The 17,823-nt window shown below is 66.5% G+C and carries 20 protein-coding genes and 1 tRNA gene; 11 read left to right on the top strand and 10 right to left on the bottom strand.

Annotated elements, in window-relative coordinates:
• Positions 1-44: 44 nt before the first annotated feature.
• Positions 45-1,019 (bottom strand): helix-turn-helix transcriptional regulator, encoded by a 975-nt coding sequence (locus AC5RWG_RS09350; RefSeq protein ID WP_494074597.1) that lies wholly within the window; start codon positions 1,017-1,019, stop codon positions 45-47.
• Positions 1,020-1,425: 406 nt separating this feature from the next.
• Here AC5RWG_RS09350 and AC5RWG_RS09345 point away from each other — a divergent pair, with 406 nt between their 5' ends.
• From AC5RWG_RS09345 to AC5RWG_RS09335, 3 genes are all read left to right on the top strand, one after another.
• Positions 1,426-1,572, top strand: coding sequence for a hypothetical protein (locus tag AC5RWG_RS09345; protein WP_493979969.1), 147 nt, complete (start codon positions 1,426-1,428; stop codon positions 1,570-1,572).
• A gap of 98 nt (positions 1,573-1,670) precedes the next feature.
• A complete protein-coding gene (locus AC5RWG_RS09340) occupies positions 1,671-2,642 on the top strand; it encodes a lantibiotic dehydratase C-terminal domain-containing protein (protein ID WP_494074598.1) in 972 nt (323 codons plus the stop codon).
• Positions 2,639-2,830, top strand: a complete 192-nt coding sequence (locus tag AC5RWG_RS09335) for a hypothetical protein (protein WP_494000973.1) — start codon at positions 2,639-2,641, stop codon at positions 2,828-2,830. Before AC5RWG_RS09340 ends, AC5RWG_RS09335 begins: the two co-directional genes overlap by 4 nt.
• 163 nt (positions 2,831-2,993) lie before the next feature.
• On the opposite strand, the gene AC5RWG_RS09330 is transcribed toward AC5RWG_RS09335, so the two are convergent.
• The 3 genes from AC5RWG_RS09330 to AC5RWG_RS09320 all read right to left on the bottom strand — a co-directional run bounded on the left by AC5RWG_RS09330 (position 2,994) and on the right by AC5RWG_RS09320 (position 5,384).
• A complete protein-coding gene (locus AC5RWG_RS09330) occupies positions 2,994-3,779 on the bottom strand; it encodes an acetoin reductase (RefSeq protein WP_494074599.1) in 786 nt (261 codons plus the stop codon).
• Positions 3,780-3,975: 196 nt separating this feature from the next.
• On the bottom strand, positions 3,976-4,809 hold the full coding sequence (locus tag AC5RWG_RS09325) for an aldo/keto reductase (protein ID WP_494074600.1): 834 nt from the start codon (positions 4,807-4,809) through the stop codon (positions 3,976-3,978).
• Between the two features lie 170 nt (positions 4,810-4,979).
• Positions 4,980-5,384, bottom strand: coding sequence for a helix-turn-helix domain-containing protein (locus tag AC5RWG_RS09320; protein ID WP_494024139.1), 405 nt, complete (start codon positions 5,382-5,384; stop codon positions 4,980-4,982).
• 332 nt (positions 5,385-5,716) lie between these two features.
• On the opposite strand from AC5RWG_RS09320, the gene AC5RWG_RS09315 reads away from it, so the two are divergent.
• Positions 5,717-6,205: a DedA family protein gene (locus AC5RWG_RS09315; RefSeq protein WP_494074601.1), complete on the top strand. Its 489-nt coding sequence runs from the start codon at positions 5,717-5,719 to the stop codon at positions 6,203-6,205.
• 88 nt (positions 6,206-6,293) lie between these two features.
• Positions 6,294-7,139, top strand: coding sequence for an HpcH/HpaI aldolase/citrate lyase family protein (locus tag AC5RWG_RS09310; protein ID WP_494000968.1), 846 nt, complete (start codon positions 6,294-6,296; stop codon positions 7,137-7,139).
• 135 nt (positions 7,140-7,274) lie between these two features.
• Here the strand turns inward: AC5RWG_RS09310 and AC5RWG_RS09305 are convergent, their stop codons facing one another.
• On the bottom strand, positions 7,275-8,138 hold the full coding sequence (locus AC5RWG_RS09305) for an SDR family oxidoreductase (RefSeq protein ID WP_494074602.1): 864 nt from the start codon (positions 8,136-8,138) through the stop codon (positions 7,275-7,277).
• A 64-nt stretch (positions 8,139-8,202) separates the two neighbouring features.
• Here AC5RWG_RS09305 and gluQRS point away from each other — a divergent pair, with 64 nt between their 5' ends.
• Positions 8,203-9,120: a tRNA glutamyl-Q(34) synthetase GluQRS gene (gene gluQRS / locus AC5RWG_RS09300; RefSeq protein ID WP_494139001.1), complete on the top strand. Its 918-nt coding sequence runs from the start codon at positions 8,203-8,205 to the stop codon at positions 9,118-9,120.
• Between the two features lie 121 nt (positions 9,121-9,241).
• Positions 9,242-10,048, top strand: a complete 807-nt coding sequence (locus AC5RWG_RS09295) for an SGNH/GDSL hydrolase family protein (RefSeq protein WP_494166814.1) — start codon at positions 9,242-9,244, stop codon at positions 10,046-10,048.
• A 38-nt stretch (positions 10,049-10,086) separates the two neighbouring features.
• On the opposite strand, the gene AC5RWG_RS09290 is transcribed toward AC5RWG_RS09295, so the two are convergent.
• A complete protein-coding gene (locus AC5RWG_RS09290; protein WP_494166813.1) occupies positions 10,087-10,236 on the bottom strand; it encodes a hypothetical protein in 150 nt (49 codons plus the stop codon).
• On the opposite strand from AC5RWG_RS09290, the gene AC5RWG_RS09285 reads away from it, so the two are divergent.
• Positions 10,235-11,506, top strand: a complete 1,272-nt coding sequence (locus tag AC5RWG_RS09285; RefSeq protein WP_494074605.1) for an MFS transporter — start codon at positions 10,235-10,237, stop codon at positions 11,504-11,506. The two genes, AC5RWG_RS09290 and AC5RWG_RS09285, sit on opposite strands and share 2 nt — an antisense overlap.
• A 93-nt stretch (positions 11,507-11,599) precedes the next feature.
• Here the strand turns inward: AC5RWG_RS09285 and AC5RWG_RS09280 are convergent, their stop codons facing one another.
• Positions 11,600-12,049, bottom strand: a complete 450-nt coding sequence (locus AC5RWG_RS09280) for a hypothetical protein (RefSeq protein ID WP_494025118.1) — start codon at positions 12,047-12,049, stop codon at positions 11,600-11,602.
• A gap of 176 nt (positions 12,050-12,225) precedes the next feature.
• On the opposite strand from AC5RWG_RS09280, the gene AC5RWG_RS09275 reads away from it, so the two are divergent.
• The gene (locus AC5RWG_RS09275) at positions 12,226-12,672 is read left to right on the top strand and encodes an iron chaperone (RefSeq protein WP_494166812.1); all 447 of its coding nucleotides are present in this window, start codon (positions 12,226-12,228) and stop codon (positions 12,670-12,672) included.
• 79 nt (positions 12,673-12,751) lie between these two features.
• Here the strand turns inward: AC5RWG_RS09275 and AC5RWG_RS09270 are convergent, their stop codons facing one another.
• Entirely contained in the window at positions 12,752-14,572 is a 1,821-nt protein-coding gene (locus AC5RWG_RS09270; protein WP_494024147.1) for a calcineurin-like phosphoesterase C-terminal domain-containing protein, read from the bottom strand.
• 243 nt (positions 14,573-14,815) lie between these two features.
• Here AC5RWG_RS09270 and AC5RWG_RS09265 point away from each other — a divergent pair, with 243 nt between their 5' ends.
• Positions 14,816-15,313: a DUF456 domain-containing protein gene (locus tag AC5RWG_RS09265; RefSeq protein WP_494024148.1), complete on the top strand. Its 498-nt coding sequence runs from the start codon at positions 14,816-14,818 to the stop codon at positions 15,311-15,313.
• An 82-nt stretch (positions 15,314-15,395) separates the two neighbouring features.
• Here the strand turns inward: AC5RWG_RS09265 and AC5RWG_RS09260 are convergent, their stop codons facing one another.
• Positions 15,396-15,857, bottom strand: a complete 462-nt coding sequence (locus AC5RWG_RS09260) for an Lrp/AsnC family transcriptional regulator (protein ID WP_493989860.1) — start codon at positions 15,855-15,857, stop codon at positions 15,396-15,398.
• A gap of 438 nt (positions 15,858-16,295) precedes the next feature.
• On the bottom strand, positions 16,296-16,781 hold the full coding sequence (locus tag AC5RWG_RS09255) for a hypothetical protein (RefSeq protein ID WP_494024149.1): 486 nt from the start codon (positions 16,779-16,781) through the stop codon (positions 16,296-16,298).
• 646 nt (positions 16,782-17,427) lie between these two features.
• Here AC5RWG_RS09255 and AC5RWG_RS09250 point away from each other — a divergent pair.
• Positions 17,428-17,500 (top strand) — tRNA-Ala (locus AC5RWG_RS09250).
• Positions 17,501-17,823 lie beyond the last annotated feature (323 nt).

Genomic DNA, 17,823 nt, shown 5'->3' with positions numbered 1-17,823 from the left:
GTTACGGGATAGGAAACAGAAGTTTTCTATTAGTGCTGCCCGGGCTAGAGCCAGCCGGCGTCCCGGGCCTTGAGCGCGGCCTGGAATCGGCTTTCCGCGCCGAGCTGCTCCAGCATCCAGGCAATGTGGCGTCGGCAGGTGCGGACGCTGATGTCCAGCCTCCGGGCGATCACCTCGTCCGAGTACCCGGCGGCCATGGCGTTGAGGATGGAGTGCTGGATGCCGTTGAGATCCGAGGCGCCGTTTTCCTGCCCGTCCACAACGTAGGGATCGGCCAGCTCCCAGGCCACGTGGAACAGGTTGATGAAGACCTGGATCAGGTTGAAGTCGCGCACCACCAGCGCGCCGCGGTCTTCCGGATGCAGTTGGCGACCGATCAGGGCGAGGTTGCGGTCGAAGATCATGATCTTGAGCGGCACGTAAGGCAGGGTTCGGTACTCGCCGCCGGCCGGCGAGATCGCGGCGACCGCCTTGCGCGTGGGCACGTGGTCCAGGGTGCTGGCGTGGCTGATGTTCTTGCGGACGACCCCGCGGTTGAGGAGTTCGATGTCCTTTTGGATGCCCTCTTCGTGGACATCCGCGGAGGCACCGGAGCCCGGCTGGCTGATCAGCACCTGCTCGGAAACGTCCCGGCCATAGTCCACCAGCAGCTTGCGGATTACCCCCGGGTCTTCGAGGACCTCCACGGAGGAGTCCAGCGACACCCGTTTGCGGGCTGCCAGGTAGGTGGGCACGAGTGCCGCCATGTCCGCACGGTGGCCGCTGATCTTGGTGCGCAGGTCGATCAGCAGCCGCTCGTCGGAATCTACCAGTTGCGACAGGGCGACGTCGGGGGAGATGGCGACATAGCATTCGACATTCGGTGCCGGCTGCTGCAGCAATTGCCTGCTGACCAGCTCGCCGATGGCGATGTTAAGGTCGCGGATGGTGTAGCCGAGTGCCGTGGACATGCTTTCTTTGGTCCAGCCGGGGTGGGCCACGGCGTATTCATAGACCTCGAATGCCGTCCCGCTCAGCATAGGGCGCTCCTCCGGTTGATCCATTTACGTATCACGCAGGGCCTGCTGTTTCCTGTGCGGTGCGGCCGCTCTTTGGCCAGTCTAAAGCACTTCTTCGGCCCATCTTGCGTCCTTTATGACCGGCCACTTCCTGCCATGGCCACATTATGCCATCACCTCGCGGCCTTTGAGTGACGATCCTTGGGAGGCGCTCCTTTCCCCGGATTTCCGGGGCGGCAGGCGGTTTTGACTACCTGTCCGGAACGTGACAGCACAAGCCGTGAGGCACGATCATGGCATGTCCGGATGTTGCAACGAGTTTGGCTGGACAGGCGCAGCAGAAGCACGGAACTCTTGAACATGTCGGGGGCGAGCAACCCGGCTGGATTTGTCACTGTACGAACCTAAGCCATGTGAAGGGAATGACATGTTCAAGAAGATCGCAAGCATCGCGGCAGGTCTGCTGGTTGCTTTGGGGGCGGTCTCTGCGGCCACTCCGGCAGTAGCCGCCGATCTAGGACCGGTTCCCCATTCTGAAAACGCCACCGCTTCCGCCTATATCTGGGACTGGTAAAAAGCCGCCCCATCTCATCGGCATTGTGCTGATTCCGTAACCAGGATGACGCCGGCTATCCCTCCCCAACCACCAGCACATCGAACCAGGAGTAGCGCATGAGCCAGCTGACAGCCATCCGCCCAACAAGTTCGGTGAACGTTAAATCGTACTGGTGGGTTCTGTCTATTTACACGGGTAGGCAGGACGTAGTCGACGCAGTCATAGGAGAACTGGTTACACCGCTGGTCGCCCACGCTCGCCGCGAAGGCGTGGGCCGCTGGTACTTCAACCACAGTGCCGACCAGATGGGGCCTCACCTGAAGGTCCGGTTCCTGGGCCGCCGCCCAATCCTCGACAGCCTCCAAAGGTTCGAGCTGGCGGCCCGGGACCGGGTCCTCGACATCCTTCCAGGCATCACGACCCAGGAAAGCTTCGTATTGCCTTTCGGCAGCGGGGATTCCATTCAGTTTTCGCCGGCCGATGCCGCCGTCCCCGTACCCGAAGCGGACCTGGACCGTTTTGGGGGACCCGATGGGCTGGAGCTCGCGGAGGAGGTATTCGAACTTTCCTCCGAACTGGCCATGTGGGCCACGCAGCGTTTCAGCAAGGCCCAAGGACGTTCGGCGCTCGCCTCCCTGCTCCTCTGCGACGCGGCGTGGGCCATGATGTATGGGCCGAAGGCGCAACAGTGGCCGGACCGCGGCAGGCTGTCCTGGGACTACTGCTGGGACAACCATCTTCGCGTGTCCACTGCCGAGCTGGGCCGTTCGGCTCCCAAGGCGCGCCACAGCCTCACCGCAGGACTGGTTGCCCGCACCGCACCGATGCACCGCCTGATGGCAGCGACAGCGGACGAAAGCAGCGTCCAGAACTGGCGCCGCCGCTGGATCAGGACCCTTGACTCGTACCTGTACCGGGCGGACCGGGCGCGCGTTAGCCGCAGCGCGCAGCAATTGACGTTTTCCCAAGCCCACCTGCTGATGAACCGGTTGGGGTTCACGACGTGGGAAGAGGCGGCACTCGGCGTCTACGCCAGGGCCTGGTCGCCGGAAGTCGAATCCTCGTTGTTGGAGAAGAGGACAAAATGAGCCCGTTTGGTTTCTCGTCGATTGGACCCGAATCCATCAAGGATCCGGATGTCAAGAACGAAGGAACAGCATCATCACTGGATCAGGTCGGGGTGCTGGGTGCGCACGCCCAGGATGATGACCTCTGGAACCTCACCGGCAGCAACTACTCGCGCGACGCCGCGTGGGCAGACCAGGCGTGGCAATAGGTGAAAGCCCGCCGGCATCTGCGTCGGTGCCCACATCCTTCCTCCCCCAACAGGATCAGGCCGGAGCGACCCCCAACGCTCCGGCCTGATCCTTTTCTTCGCAATTCAGGGGCTGTTTCCACCCATCACGCCGTGATGCGGCGGGCAGGCCCGCATGCCCTGATCAGTTGTAGAGCATGCCGCCGTCCACCAGCAGCACCTGGCCGGTGACGTAGTCGGAGTCGGGGCCGGCGAAGAAGGACACGATCTTTGCCACGTCTTCGGGCGTCTCGATCCGGCCGAGGGCGATGCCCTCCACGTTCTCCTTGAGGTTCTGGCCGATCGGCTTTCCGTTGATCTTGCTGAGTTCCTTGTCGATGAGCTCCCACATGCCGGTTCCGACAATGCCGGGCGCGTAGGCGTTGACCGTGATCCCCTTGGGTGCCAGCTCCTGTGCCGCCGCCTGCGTAAAGCCGCGCACGGCGAACTTGGAGGCGGAGTAGGCGCTGAGGATCGGGAAGCCCTGGATGGCCGCGATGGAGGCAGCCGAAATGATCTTGCCTCCGTGGCCGAGCTCTTCAAACTTGGCGGCCGCAGCCTGGATGCCCCAGACCACGCTGTTGACGTTCACGTTGAAAATCTGGTCGAGTTCCTGCTCGCTAATTTCAAGAACTGGCTTGACCTGGGCAATGCCTGCGTTGTTAACGATGACGTCGAATCCGCCGAGCTGGTCGGCTGCCGTGTCGACAGCCGCGACGACGTCGTCCCTCTTGGCGACGTCGGCTGCCACGAAAACGGACTTGCGCCCGAGGCCTTCGATCTCCGCCGCGACAGCCTCGCCCTTGGCGCGCTGCGGCTCGATATCGGCGATGGCGACGTTGAAGCCGTCTTCGGCCAAACGAAGAGCGATGGCCCGCCCAATGCCTTGGCCGGCGCCGGTTACGAGAGCGACCTTGTCCTGCACAGTCATTAATGTCTCCTTTGTACTGCTTCCAGCCCGCCGTTGCGGTTATCCAGCGCCACGACCGGCTGCGGTGGACACCGTCGAATTACAACCGGTGTCACTAGGCGCAACACAGACCCGTCAGAATTCATTCCTTTGCATATTAATGCGTGCCGGTGCAGGCCAAGCCGAAGCAGCGCCGCCTAGGCCGTCCAGCGGCCGCCTAGTGGCCGAAAATGTCCGCGTCGGTGATGTCCGCGGTGCCCCGGTCCAAGGCGGAGATCCGGGCCAGTTCGCCGGCCTCCAGCATGAAGTCGAAGATGGCGAAGTTCTCGGCCAGCCGGTCCGGGTGCGCGGACTTGGGGATGGGCACATGCCCCAGCTGGGTGTGCCAGCGGAGCACGATCTGGGCCGGGCTCTTGCCGTACTTGCCGGCCAGCGACTGAACCGCCGGCTCCCGCAGCAGGTCCCCGCCTTTCCCGAGCGGGCTCCAGGACTCCGTGACGATGCCGCGCTGGCGGTGTAGCTCCACCAGATCCCCGCGGGTGTGCCGGGGATTCAGCTGAATCTGGTTGACCTCGGGTACCAGTCCGGCGTCGAAGAGCCGTTGCAGGTGCGCTGGTTTGAAGTTGGACGTGCCGATGGCCCGCACGCTCCCGTCCTCCAGCAAACGGGTGAGCCCCTCGAAGGCCTCTACGTAGCGGTCCTGCCCGGGGTTTGGCCAGTGGATCAGCAGCAGGTCCACGTAGTCGACGCCCAGCCGGCGGGCGCTGGCCTCGCAGGCCTGCCGCGCGCCGTCGACGCTATGCCACCGCTTATTGAACTTGGTGGTGATGAAGACTTCCGAGCGGTCAAGCCCGCTGCGGCGGAACCCCTCGCCGACGCCTTCCTCGTTCCGGTAATTTTCCGCGGTGTCGAACAGCCGGTAGCCCAGGTTGAGCGCAGTTTCGACCGTCCGGGCGGCTTCCGCATTGTCCAGGGGCCAGGTTCCCAGTCCCAGCAGCGGCATCTTGGCCCCGTTGCGGAGGGTCACGAGCGGAGCAAGCAGGTCGGCCACGGTCACAGTCTCCTCTGGTTGTCCTTCAGGACCCGGTCCCGGGCCCGTGGCACCCAGCCTAGGGGTGATCGTGTCGGCTGTGCACCCCGGGTGCCGGCCGCAGCCGGCGGCAGACGGAGAAGCGGATGCCGCAGGGCGCTGATTCCCCCGGGCCAAGCGGGAAGAGTCCGCTAACCCGCGGAGGCGGCGTCGGCAGAACCTGCGTCGCGTGCGGCGGTCCGGGTCTCCAGCCAGGCCAACACGTCGGAGAGCAGGATCCGCCGGTGCGTCCCGCGGTACTGGACCGGAATGGTCCCGGCGTCGGTCAGGCGGCGCATGTAGGTCAGCGACACGCCGGCCACCTCCGCCGCCTGCGAGGTGTTCAGCAGTTCGACTGCGGAGCTGACCATCACCGCATCGCCGTGGGCAAAGCGGCGGAGCATATCGACGACGGCGTCCGCGGCCTGGGCGGGCAGCTTCACCGTGGTGCCGTTCACGAAGACGGTGACGTCGGCGCTCTCGTCGAGCGCCCGCTGCAGCCGCTGCGCCTGGGCGGCCGGGAGGGCATCGGTGGTGCGGGGAGTCAGCTGGGCCATGGGGACAGCGTAAGACACTTCCCGGCCCGCACCGGGGAAGGCGTGCGGCGCCGTCGTTGTTGGCGTGGACGTGTCTGCCGGCAGCCGTTGGGATTCCCCGGCGGCCCGGCGGCGGGCGTTGACCTTCCCCCGACGACCCGGCTGCGGCCATGGACATTCCCCGACTACCCGGCGTCAGGTAAGCGTAAACTGCTGTTCGCGACGGACAGCGTGCGCCGTCCGCGGAAGTGAACATCCGCCGACTCCCGAGGAGACCATCGTGGGCAGACCGTTCTACGCCGGATTGAGGGGCGCTGCGCACGCCGCGCACCGGCCGGTGCCTGCGACCTGACATGGAGCACATCGCCAGCCTCCCCTTCGGATACGCGGTCAGCGCGCTGTTCGTGATCGTGATGCTGCGCGCCAACGCCACGTACTGGGCCGGCAGGGGAGTGGCCGCCGGCGGGCGGCACACCCGTCTGGTCCGGCAGTTGGATTCGCCGGCCATGCGCCGCGCGGAGGCTTTTATCGCCCGCTGGGGAGCCCTCGCCGTCGCGCTCTGCTTCCTGACGGTGGGCGTTCAGACCGCGGTCAACGCGACGGCCGGCCTTGGCCGGATGCCGCTGCGCAGATATTTGCCGGCCGTCGTGGTCGGCTCGGTGCTGTGGGCGGTGCTGTACGCCACCGTGGGCCTGGCCGCCCTCAACGCCTGGCTGGCCGCGGCCGCCGGGTCCCCGCTGGGCATGGCCGTCGTAGTGCTGCTGGCAGCAGCGGTGGTCGCCGTCATCGTTCTGGCCCGCCGGCGGCGCGGACGCCGCCCGGCTCTCTCTGACGGCGGTTAACCTCCGGCGCGGGCGCACGTGGCGCCTGCCTCATCGGCATTCGCCCCTGCATTGGTGGCCCCGGCGGCGGAAACATTAGGCTAGGGGTATGTCCGCTTTAAGAAACCGCCGTGCTGCCGCCCTTCCCGCAAAATTGTCTCGCTCCTGGCTTTTGGCTTCGGCGGCGGACGAAGCGAATTTCGGGCCGGCGCTCGCCTCTGAAGCAGACTCCGTCATTTTCGACATGGAAGATGCCGTGCCGGCGGAGGGCAAGGCCGCGGCGCGGGAACGGGTGGTGGAGGCCCTGTCCACCGGCATGACCGCCTGGGTGCGCGTGAACGGCATGGAAACCGACTACTGGGCGGACGACCTGGCCGCTCTGTCCAAGGCGCCGGGCCTGCGCGGCGTCATGCTGGCGATGACGGAAAGGCCCGAGCAGGTCACGCACACGGCCATGCGGCTGCAGGCCGGCACCCCGGTGCTCGCCCTGATCGAATCCGCCGTCGGCATTGAGAACGCCACCGACATCGCCCGCGCGCCGGGCACCTTCCGCCTCGCCTTCGGCGTGGGCGACTTCCGCCGCGACACCGGGGCCAGCGATTCTCCGATGGCCCTGGCGTATGCCCGTTCCCGGCTGGTGGTGGCCTCCCGCGTGGGCCAACTGCCGGGCCCCATCGATGGCCCGACCGTCGGCGCGCTCGGCGAGGAACTGCTGGAAGCGTGCAAGGTGACGGCGTCCATGGGCATGACGGGCAAGCTCTGCCTGCTCACCGACGCCGCCGACACCATCAACAAGGGACTCTCACCCAGCGAGTCGGAGATCAAGTGGGCGCACGAACTCCTCGACGCGCACGCCGCCGGCGCGGTGGTGGGCGACGGTTCCTACCTGCCGCGGCTCGCCCGCGCCGAAAAGATTTCATCGCTCGCGGACTCCTACGGACTCTGGAACGCCTAAGCTCCACGTTCACGCTCCACGTTCAGGGGCGCGCAGGGTTCCGGGCGCGGGCTTCCGGGCGGCACCGTCGGCGCCTGCCCGGGTGTTGGTTCAGTCGCGGACGCCGGTTCAGTCGTGCAAAACAGCTCCCGCAGTTCAGTCGCGGACGCCGAACAGCTCCCGCAGGCTCAGCGCCGGCCGCCCGGTGAGCAGGTCCACGTCGTGGGTCACCAGGTCCAGTTCCCCGGCGGCAATTGCCGTGTAGGTGCTGACCCAGGCATCCAGCTGCCAGTCCGGCGCGCCGTAGTGCGCCCGGCTCGCGTAGGCCTCCTCCACCGTTTCGTTGAGGAATGACGTCGGACGGCCCGTTGCCTCCGCGATGGCCGCCGCCGCCTCGGCCAGGGTCACCGACTCCGGGCCGGTCAGCTCATAGGTGAAGCCGGCATGGGGCATCGGTTCGGCCAGGATGGTCGCGGCCGCCCTGGCTACGTCCTCGCGGGCCACGAAGCCCGCCTTCCCGTCCCCCGCCGGACCACGAATCAGGCCCGATTCGTCGGCAAATGACGGCAGGACGTCTGCGTAGAAGTTGTTGCGCAGCAGCGTGTGCTTCAGGCCGGTTCCGCGCAGTTTCTCCTCGGTCGCGTAGTGGTCCCTGGCCAGCGTGAACGTTGCGTCCTCGGTCGCACCGATGAACGAGGTGTAGACAATGTGCTGCACGCCGGCGTCGATGGCGGCATCGATGAAGGTGAAATGCTGCTGCAGCCGGTCCTCGGCTTCGGCGGCAGACACCATGAACACTGTCTCGATACCTTGCAGCGCGGCGACGACGGCGGCCTTGTCGCCATAGCCGGCAGTCGCCGTCGTCGACCCGGGCAGCTGCGGTGCACGCGACGGGTCGCGGACAATCAGCCGCTGTGAAAGGTTCTGCTCCGCCAGCATCCTGGCGACCATGCCGCCCAGCTCGCCGGTGGCACCGGTGACGGCAATCGGGGTTTCCATGCGGGAGTCGGGTGTGCTCATGGCACCAGCCTAATAGGCGCGGCAACACCCCGGCGGGCGGGGAGCGGCCTGCTACCGTGGGGACGTGCCAGCAGCAGCCCAGAGTCCCGCCGGTCGGTTCGCGCCCAGCCCCTCGGGTGAGCTGCACGTCGGCAACCTGCGCACCGCGCTGCTCGCCTGGCTCTTCGCCCGCGGCACCGGCCGCCGCTTCCTCATACGGGTGGAGGACCTGGACCGTGCGCGGGCCGGGTTCGAGGCCCGGCAACTGGCGGATCTGGCGGCCATCGGCCTGGACTGGGACGGCGAGGTCGTGCGCCAGACCGACCGCGCCGCGGTCTACCGCCACGCGCTCGGACAGCTGGCGGAGGCCGGCCTGCTCTACGAATGCTTCTGCACGCGGCGCGAGATCGCCGAGGCTCCCAGCGCGCCGCATGCTCCGGAGGGGGCGTATCCGGGAACCTGCCGCAACCTCACCGACGCCGAACGCGAGGAACGCCGCCAACTCCGCCCCGCGGCGCTGCGGCTGCGAGCTTCCACCGCCAGCTATACGGTGCCCGACCGGCTGCACGGCGACTACACCGGCGCCGTTGACGACTTCGTGCTGCGGCGAAACGACGGCGTCCCCGCCTACAACCTGGCGGTGGTGGTGGACGACGCAGCCCAGGGCGTGGACCAAGTGGTGCGCGGCGACGACCTCCTGACCTCCGCCCCGCGGCAGGCATACCTCGCCTCGCTGCTGGGGCTGCCGCCGGTCGAATACGTACATGTGCCGTTGGTCCTCAACGAACGACGGCGGCGCCTGGCCAAGCGCGACGGCGCGGTGACCTTGGGCGCACTCGAGCTGGCCGGGCTGGACGCGGCCGCGGTGCGCGGCCTGTTGCTGGCCTCGCTGGGCTTGCCGGACGTCCCGCTGCCCAAGCTGCTGTCCGAGTTCCGGCCCGATGCCCTGCCGGTTGAGCCGTGGATCTTCGAGCCGCCGGAGCTGGTTCCCGACCCCAGCTGACGGCAGGCGGGAAACTGCCCGCTCGCCCGGGACTCATAACCGCGGACAACCTGGCCGGCACAGCGGCGGACTTCACCGCGTGTTTGCCGGTGCGTCGCCCGGCGCCGCTAGTCTTCGGCAGATGGGCGGACTATTCGTGGCGCTGGGCGACAGCTTTACCGAGGGCGTGGGGGACTACAACGCCAATTTTCCCAATGGCGTGCGCGGCTGGGCCGACCGGGTGGCCAAGCAGCTGGGCAAGCAGGACCCGGACTTCCGCTACGCAAACCTGGCGGTACGCAGCAAGCGGCTCCACCAGATCATCGCGGACCAGCTGGAACCGGCCATCGAGGTGCAGCCAACCCTGGTCTCCTTTTATGCCGGCGGCAACGACATTTTGGAGCTTAAGCGGAGCATGCCGGAACTCCTGGCGGAGTACGAATCCGCCGTCCGCCGGCTGGCCGAAACGGGTGCGCGTTTGATCCTTTTCACCGGCTTTGAGGTCATGCTCCCGCCCGTCCTAGAGCCGATGCGGCGGCGCAACTGGGTGTTCAACGAGGCCGTCCGGGACCTGTCCCGGCGTTACGGGGCGGTGCTGGTGGACCACTGGGCGTTCGACCTCTATCAGGACCGGAGGATGTGGGACACGGACCGGCTGCATATGTCCGCGCTGGGGCACAAGTACATGGCGGCCAGGGTCTTGGAGGCCCTCGGCGTGGCGCACACACTCAGGCTGAAGCGGCCGGAACCTCCGGTGCGGGCGGGCTGGCGCGCGGCACTCCGGCGCGAGCGCGACTGGCTGCAGGAATGGGTGGTCCCGATGTTCGGCCGCAAGCTCAGGGGCGTCACGCTGGGGGACAATCTGGCGCCGCGCTGGCCGGAGCCGGTCCAGGTCTCGCACGGGCTGAAAAAGCTGGCCAGACAGCGTGCCGCTGCCGGCGCTGGCTGACGTCCCTGCAGGTCGACCTCCCGCACGTCCGCGCAAAATTAGCCGATGACCGCGGCAACACTGCCCTTCGGCAACACTGCTGGCCGCGGCGGCATGGTCTTACCGGCCTGCGCGGTGGCGGCTGTACGCTGTTGCAACAACAGGGACCGCGGCCAGGCCGCGCCGTCGGTGAGGAGGGTTGTGGCCATGTCCGTCCAGGAACCGCGCGATCCCGTGCCGGCGCTCGACCTTCCCGCGGCGTTCCGGGAGCCCACCACCAAGGTCCGGCCCGGCTGGGTCACCGCCGTCGTGCTAACCAACCTCGGCATCAATGCGGCGTTCTTCGGCCCGCTGCAGGTGCTGCTGGCCCAGCAGTCGCAGGCGTTCGATGCCGTGAACAAGGAAGCCGTCCTGGCGATGGCCACCGGCTTCGGCGCCGCCGTGTCACTGGTCGCCAATCCGATCTTCGGGGCGCTGAGCGACCGCACCACCTCCCGGTTCGGACGACGCGTGCCGTGGGCGCTGGCCGGCGGCGTCCTGGGCTTCGCCGCGCTGTTGCTGCTGTCCGGCGCCCCCAACATCGCGGTGATGGTGATCGGCTGGTGCCTGGTGCAGGCCGGGTGCAATGGCGCCTACGCGGCCGTTACGGCCAGCATTCCGGACCGCGTGCCGCGGCGGCAGCGCGGCCAGATCGGCGGGCTGGCCGCCATCGGGCAGACGCTGGGCATCGTGATGGGCGCGGTGCTGGCCAATCTGGCCGGCGGCTTCGTCCTCGGCTACATCTACTGCGCCGTGTTCCTGCTGGCCAGCATCATCCCATTCGTGATCGCGGGCCGGGACACCCCGTTGCGCAAGGCCGACCGCCCGCCCTTCGCCTGTCCCGGCTTCCTGAAGGGCTTCTGGATCTCCCCCGCCAAGCACCCCGACTTCGGCTGGGCGTGGCTGACCCGCTTCCTGGTCAATCTGGGCAACAACATCTTCACCCTCTACCTGTTCTTCTTCCTCCAGGACGCCGTGGGGCATCCGGACCCGGCCGCCGGCGTGCTGCTGCTGACCGGAGTCTATGCGGCCATGGTGGTGGTGATGGCGGTCGTGGGCGGACCTCTGAGCGACCGGGTGGGGCGCCGCAAGCCGTTCGTCATCGCGTCCTCGGTCACCATCGCAACTGCATCGGTCATCGTGGCCATCACGCCCGCGTGGCCGGCCGTGGTCGGCGCGGCCATGGTCCTCGGCGCGGGCTTCGGCATGTTCCTGGCCGTCGACTTCGCCCTGCTCACGGAGGTGCTGCCGAGCGCCGCCGACCGGGGCAAGGATATGGGCGTCATCAACATCGCCGCCTCGTCGCCGCAGGTGATTGCCCCGTTGATCGCCGCCCCCACCGTGCTCTACCTCGGCGGTTACACGGCGCTGTTCGTGCTGTCGGCCGTGATCGGGCTGCTCGGCGCGGTCTTCGTGGTCAAAATCAAAGGCGTGCGGTAGCCGCGAGCGCACGTCGCTGGGCCGACACCGCCGCCTCTGCGGCCTCAGGCAGCCCCGCGCACGGGCCGATGCGCCGACACCGCCGCGGAGCGGCTAGTCGATGAAGGCTGCCTTCGAGCTGTACTCCTGATAGAGCCGCGCTGCGTCGCCCACCGGCAGTTGGCCGTACTTCAGGGCCGTCAGCAGCCCGTCGAGTTGCGCGCTGGCGGACTCGGCCGTCGAGATCTGATCCGCGCTGTTGCGGGAATTGGCAAGGCCGGACGCAATCGCGGCGGCAAGGGAGAGGATCGACGCCAGGATGCAGATGACCTGCCAGACGATCGACGTGCTGGATAGCGAGAAAGCGCCCGCCACCGCCGTGTTGAAATTGTTCTGGCCGAAGCCCGGGCCCGCCGTCAACGCGGCGACGACCGAGCTCCCGACGACGCTGACATTGGTCAGGCGGTTGCGTTTGGGACGGGCACGGCGAAGAAAAGCCCTGATCTCATCACGGCGCTGGTCGATTTGCCGGGTCAGGTCCTGGCGGTTCTGTGCGTCGTCCATGATGTCCCCGCGCCTTCCGTTAACCAGCCCCGCCCCTGTAGCCGCGAGGTATCGCTGCACCGTATATCAGATTGCCCGCCGACGGCTACGTTTTTCACGGACCGAGCAGAATTGGAGAAGCCCGCGCCCCCAAGCGGCTGCTACTGTCGGTCGTGATTCGTACAAGGGAGATCGAGATGAGCGCCAACCAGAAGTCCGATGCGGGCGGCTTCTCGGAGGCCGAGCGTGCCGCCATGAAGGAGCGGGCCCAAGAGCTGAAGGCCCAGGGGCGCAGCGGCCAAAAGAAGGCCGACAACGAGCGCGCCGTGCTCAACGCCATCGCCGAGATGCCCGACGCCGATCGCGTCCTCGCGGAACGCATTCACGCGCTCGTCACCGCGAACGCGCCGGAGCTTCTGCCCAAGACCTGGTATGGGATGCCTGCGTACGCCAACACGGACGGCAAGGTCGTCTGCTTCTTCCAAGGTGCGGCCAAGTTTCAGGCCCGCTACGCGACCTTCGGATTCAACGATGCGGCCTCGCTCGACGACGGACCGATGTGGCCGGTCTCGTTTGCAATAGTTGAGTGGACCCCGGGAGTGGAAGAAAAGGTCGGGGCGCTCGTCAAGGCCGCGACCGCCTGAGGGCCCTCTCCGACCAGCGGAAACCAGCGACGGCGGGTGCTGCGTGAGGCGACCACCCGCCGTCGGATGTGAGGCAGGGTTACTCGACGACCTCAAAGGTGATGGTCTCGGTGAACTCGCGGCCGTGCACATCGGTCGCGGTGACCGTGGCGGTGTGCTCGCCGACGGCCAGGCCGGCCGGGAGTTCGAGTCGCCACAGGTGGGAGGTGCGGTCGTGAAGGCCGCCGCCGTGCACAAACTGCTCGATGGTGGCGGTGGGATCGGTGTACTCGGCACCAATCAGCGGGACGTCGTCGGCGGTCATCGACTGGGTGCGCGCGGCTTCAGTGCTTTCGCCGCCATCGATGGAGACCTTCACGGTGGAGCCGGTGGAGCCCATCCAGAAGTTGGTGGTTAGCCAGGTCTCCCCGAGTTCGCCCTGGGCCACCGCGTTCGGGTTCTCCGGGGACGGGGCTTTGCCACGCTGGTTCTTGTATTCGTCGAACCAGGCACGGTAGGCGGGGGAGTTGATGCCCAGAGCCATCTGGTCGGAGCCGTCGTCGCCGGTGGCTGTGAAACGCTCGCGGACCTCCGTGTTCTTGATATCCAGGGTCAGGATGCCGGGAGGGGTCCCGTCACGCTGGATGGCGGTGGGGAAGCCCTCCGCGAGCACCCGGCCGTTGTACCAATGGCCGGACACTGCCGGGACGGTCAAGTGGGTGAACGGCAGGCCCGTGTCGCCGAGCTCGTCGCGCCAGCCGGCCATGAGGTCGCCCTCCCGGAGGTTCTCCGACATGTGGGTGTGCCCGCCCAAAGAAACGACTTCGCGGCCCTCGAGTATCCCGTAAATCGCCTGGAGCTGCTTCGTGGTGTGAGAGTCGCTGTAGTAGAACTCGAGCAGCGGGCTGTGGCCGGCCAGCACGATCACCCGGTCCTTGGGCACCTTCGCGATGTCCTGGCGCAGCCATTCCAGCTGGCGCTCGCCGAGGGCGTACGTGTAATTGCTCTTCTTCGCGGGGATCGCCGTCGGATATTCGATGTTGCTCATGGCGACGACGTGGGCCTTGCCGGCGTCGTACGAGTAGTATTCCGGGCCGAACTGGCTGCGGTAAGTGTCAAACTCGTGCTCTCCGTCGAGGGCGTCGAAGTCGAGGTCGTGGTTGCCGGGCAGAAAGCGGGCCGGGCCGTTGAGCTTGGCGGTCAGTTCCCGGGTTTGCTCGAAGAGGGACAAGTCATCGCCCACAATGTCGCCGATGAAGAGCGCGCCGCAGCCGGCATAGTCTGAGCGGGCGGCCAAGTCGGCGAAGGCACCGTTCTGCGCGAACTCCACCTCTTTTTGGTTATAGGTTTGTACGTCGGCCCCGAATGCGCAGTGTTGCTCCGGGGACTGGGTGAGCTTGCTCTTGGCCAGCGGGAAGTTAACCTTGTCAGGCAGCGCCGCGGTCGGGGCGATGCCGCCGAACTTCAGGTCGGGGGATCCCTCCGGCAGGTGGTGGTAGAAGAACTGGGCGACGTTGTCGTCGTCCACCGGCACCTGATAGCCGCGGGGCTGGGTGACGAAGACGGTCATGTTGTCGAACGCCGGCAGTTCGTAGCGGCCATGGCTGTCCGTGGTGACAACGTCGCGGCCGTTGGAGACGGTGACACCGAGCAGGCCCGGTTCGTTGACGTCCTGCCTGGAGTTCTTGTTCTTGTCATCAAAGACGGTGCCGTCGAGGGTCTGCTGGTCGGCATCCGGAGCATCAACGACGTCGATGCCTCCCCGGTAGGCCGAGGCGGCCCAGTCGGTGTCGACGGGGGCGGGAGCGGCGGTGGCGGCGGGGCCGAGCATGGAGCCGGCAGCCAGCAGGGCCAGAGCCCCGCCGGTCAGGCGCAGGGGCCGGGACAGCCAGGCTGGTTTCGGAGTTGGGGACGCGTGCACGAATTGGACCTCCGGTTGAGTGATGGCCGGCCGTTGGAGGTGGCCGGCCCCTCAACTGTTGCCCGTGCGAATGAACGGGGATCGAAGGGGAAACGAGGTGCGCGCCACGTTTTAGTGACACACCCTTCCCGGCAGCCGCGCAAGCGCCGCCAGCAAGGAGGTCCTGCGACTACTGCGCGCAGATCACCCTCGACTGGGCAGGCCTGCCAGGATCCGCCCGGCGCACCCCAGTAGGCTGGGTGGGTGGAAGCCCAGATACTCGCGACCGTCTTTTGCGGCCTGCTCATCGCCGTCGGCATTGCCGGCATCGTCGTCCCCGTGCTGCCCGGCACCATCACCATCGGCATCAGCCTGCTGGTTTGGGCCATCGTCCTGCAGAGCACTTTGGGCTGGGTGGTCTTCGCGATCGGCATGGTGTTCGTGGCCGCCGGCATGCTGGCCAGCCTGGTACTCACCGGGCGCCGGCTGAAACAAAGGCAGGTGCCCAACTGGTCAATCCTGGCGGGCGTGCTGGTGGGTGTGGTCGGGATGTTCGTAATTCCCGTCGTCGGGCTGTTCATCGGGTTTGCCGCCGGGCTACTGCTCAGCGAATACGCACGACGGCGGGACTTTGGCCAGGCGGTCGGGGCCAGTTGGGCGGCGCTCAAGGCCGTGGGCCTGGGCATGCTGGTGGAGCTCGGCTGCGCCTTTGCCGCCGGCGCCGTCTGGGTGATCGGTGTGCTGGCGCATTTCTTCTTCTAGCTGGCCCCGGGCCGGCTATCCGAGCCGCCGGCTCTTTTAGGCCGGCGCGGCGGTGCGGCGGTGCCGCTCTGGCTTCAGGCGATCAGTCCTGCTTCAACAGGCCCGTGGTGCGGTAGGGGATCACCTCGCGCAGGAACATCTGCGTGGAGGTGCGGGTGATGCCCGGGCAGAAGCGGATTTCTTCGCTTACCCGGTACAGATCGTCCGGGCTGCTGGCCACCACTCTGATCAGCAAGTCCGTATCGCCCGCAGGGGCGTGGCATTCCAGCACTTCCGGGATCTTCCTAAGCGCTTCCACCGCATCGTTGAGCTTGCTCTGATCCAATTCGGCACTCACCATGGCCATCACCCCGCGGTTCAAGGCTTCCGGCAGCACCCGGGCCGAGTGCGTGCGCAGACAACCAGAGGCCGCCAGGCGCTCCAGCCGTGAATGGACCGTGCCGCGGGCCAAGCCGAGCCGCTGGGCCAGCATCATCACCGGAATCCGCGGGTCCTCATCCAGCGCCAGCAGGATCCGACGGTCCGTCGCATCGAGTTGCTGCAAAATGACCACTTCCTGTCGAACGCCGTGCGACCGTTTGAACACTCTGATCAATTGTAAGCCCCACGCTTGCACGGATTGTCGGGAAGGTGCTCTGATACCTATCAGATCGGGCGAAGCCACAAGCTGCCAGTCCGTTGAGGTGCACGGTTCAGGCCCACGAAGCCGGAGCAGTGTCTGCGGGCCCGCGAAGCCCCGACCTTGTTGTTCACACAGCTGAAGACCCCTGCCAGTCCGGATGCCGGACCGCCAGGGGTCTTGCTGTTCGCCACGAAAACTTCAGGCCTTATCACCGGGCGACGGTAGTTCCCATTCCCAAGCGTCCTGCCCGTATACGGACATGACCAGTGTCCCCTGCGTTTTTGGAACATCGAGCAGGACCAGGCCAGTTGCCTACTCCGAAGCTAACGCCTACTGCAGACGTTTTGTCGTCCTCTTTGGTTACTGCGCGGAGCCGCGGCAGCCGGAGGAGGCGACGCCCACCTGCGGGGTCAGCTCCTCAAGGTCGGAATTGAACGTCTTGAGGCGGGCGCTGATGGACTCGATAGTGGCCACGTCGCCCTCCATGCCTGCCATTCCGGACTCGTAGATCATGCCCGGCAGCGGTGTCATAAGATCGATCGCTTCCATGGCAAGGTCCAGTGCCTCGATGCAGGAGTCCGGGGTGACCTCCACACGCTCGGTGATGGTTTCGGTGACGGGCTCAGCCTCGACGGTGACGGTGGGCCCGGGGACCTTGACCTCGACAGTCTCCGGGGGGCCGCCGGCGGCCGCGGAGCCCATCATGATGCCCACGACGCCGCAGGCAACGGGCAGCACCCACGCCTTCTTGTACCAGGGCTTCTTGGGCTTCTGCTCGGTCTGCTGCGGGGCGCCGAACGTGGTGGGCGGGGTGGGCTGCTGCGGGGTGCTGGAGGAGTAATCCATGGCCGGTTGTTCCTTTGCTGTTGGCGTGAGAACGGCGGGCCCCATGGTGGAGCCCGCCGGTGGTGCTATTCGGTTGGTCTTTGTTGATAATCGGCGTAAGTGCTGGGAATGTAAGCCAGCGCCCCGCGCCTCCTAGTAGCGGGTAAGCTGTTTGCCCGCCTTGAAGCGGTTCAGTTCGTGCGGGCGCAGCTTGCGGCACCGCTTCCAGTCCCGGCGGGCAACACCATGGTGGGCGCGTAGACGAAGCCGTTTTCGTCATGCTTGGCAATTGGCGCTGAGAAGTTGCTCGAGCTATGTCATGGAATGAATGAATTTGCGAAAGGTCGGACAAGGCTTTGCGAGGAAGACCAGCGATGAGAACCCCGGCCTGATTCTTCAGGCCGGGGTTCTCGCTAGTCGAGGTGGACCAGCAGTTTTACCAACTCGACGATCAAACGCAGTAACCGACGAGTAAGTGTCCACATGCTCGGGCACAAGGACGCCTCGGTTACGCTCAACGTCCACGCGGACCTGTTCGATGATGATCTGGACTCGGCGGCTAACGCGCTCGACACTGCTCACCGGAAAATTCTGTGATCATTTGGTGCTCAGGCGGGCCGATGCGTTACCCTTACAGACGTGTGACTGCGCGTGAACTCGCGCATCCGGGGCTTTAGCTCAGTTGGTAGAGCGTTTCGTTCGCAATGAAAAGGTCAGGGGTTCGATTCCCCTAAGCTCCACTGAAGACGCGGGACTTCGACGCCCTTTCCACATACTTTGGCAGTGATAAGGGCCTCGAGGCCAACGTCCGCTCTAGCCGTCATGCCGCTAGATGAGGCATAGAAACCCGCTGGCGCACCGGTTGCGCTGGTGCTCGCAGCCGCCAATCGCGGCCCTGCGCATGTGCCGGAACCCGACCGCTTCATCCTACAGGGCTGCCGTAACGGCCCAGCCCCATACTGCGCATACCGCTGCATTTTGGAGATCGACGTTCGACGTTTCATGACCCGGTCCCTGCTCGCTCCAGCCCTTGACGGACGGCCCTGGGCGCTGTGGACTGGGC

The organism is Arthrobacter sp. Y3221160, assembly GCF_059092585.1.
This window is presented reverse-complemented; position numbering and strand designations above follow the sequence as displayed.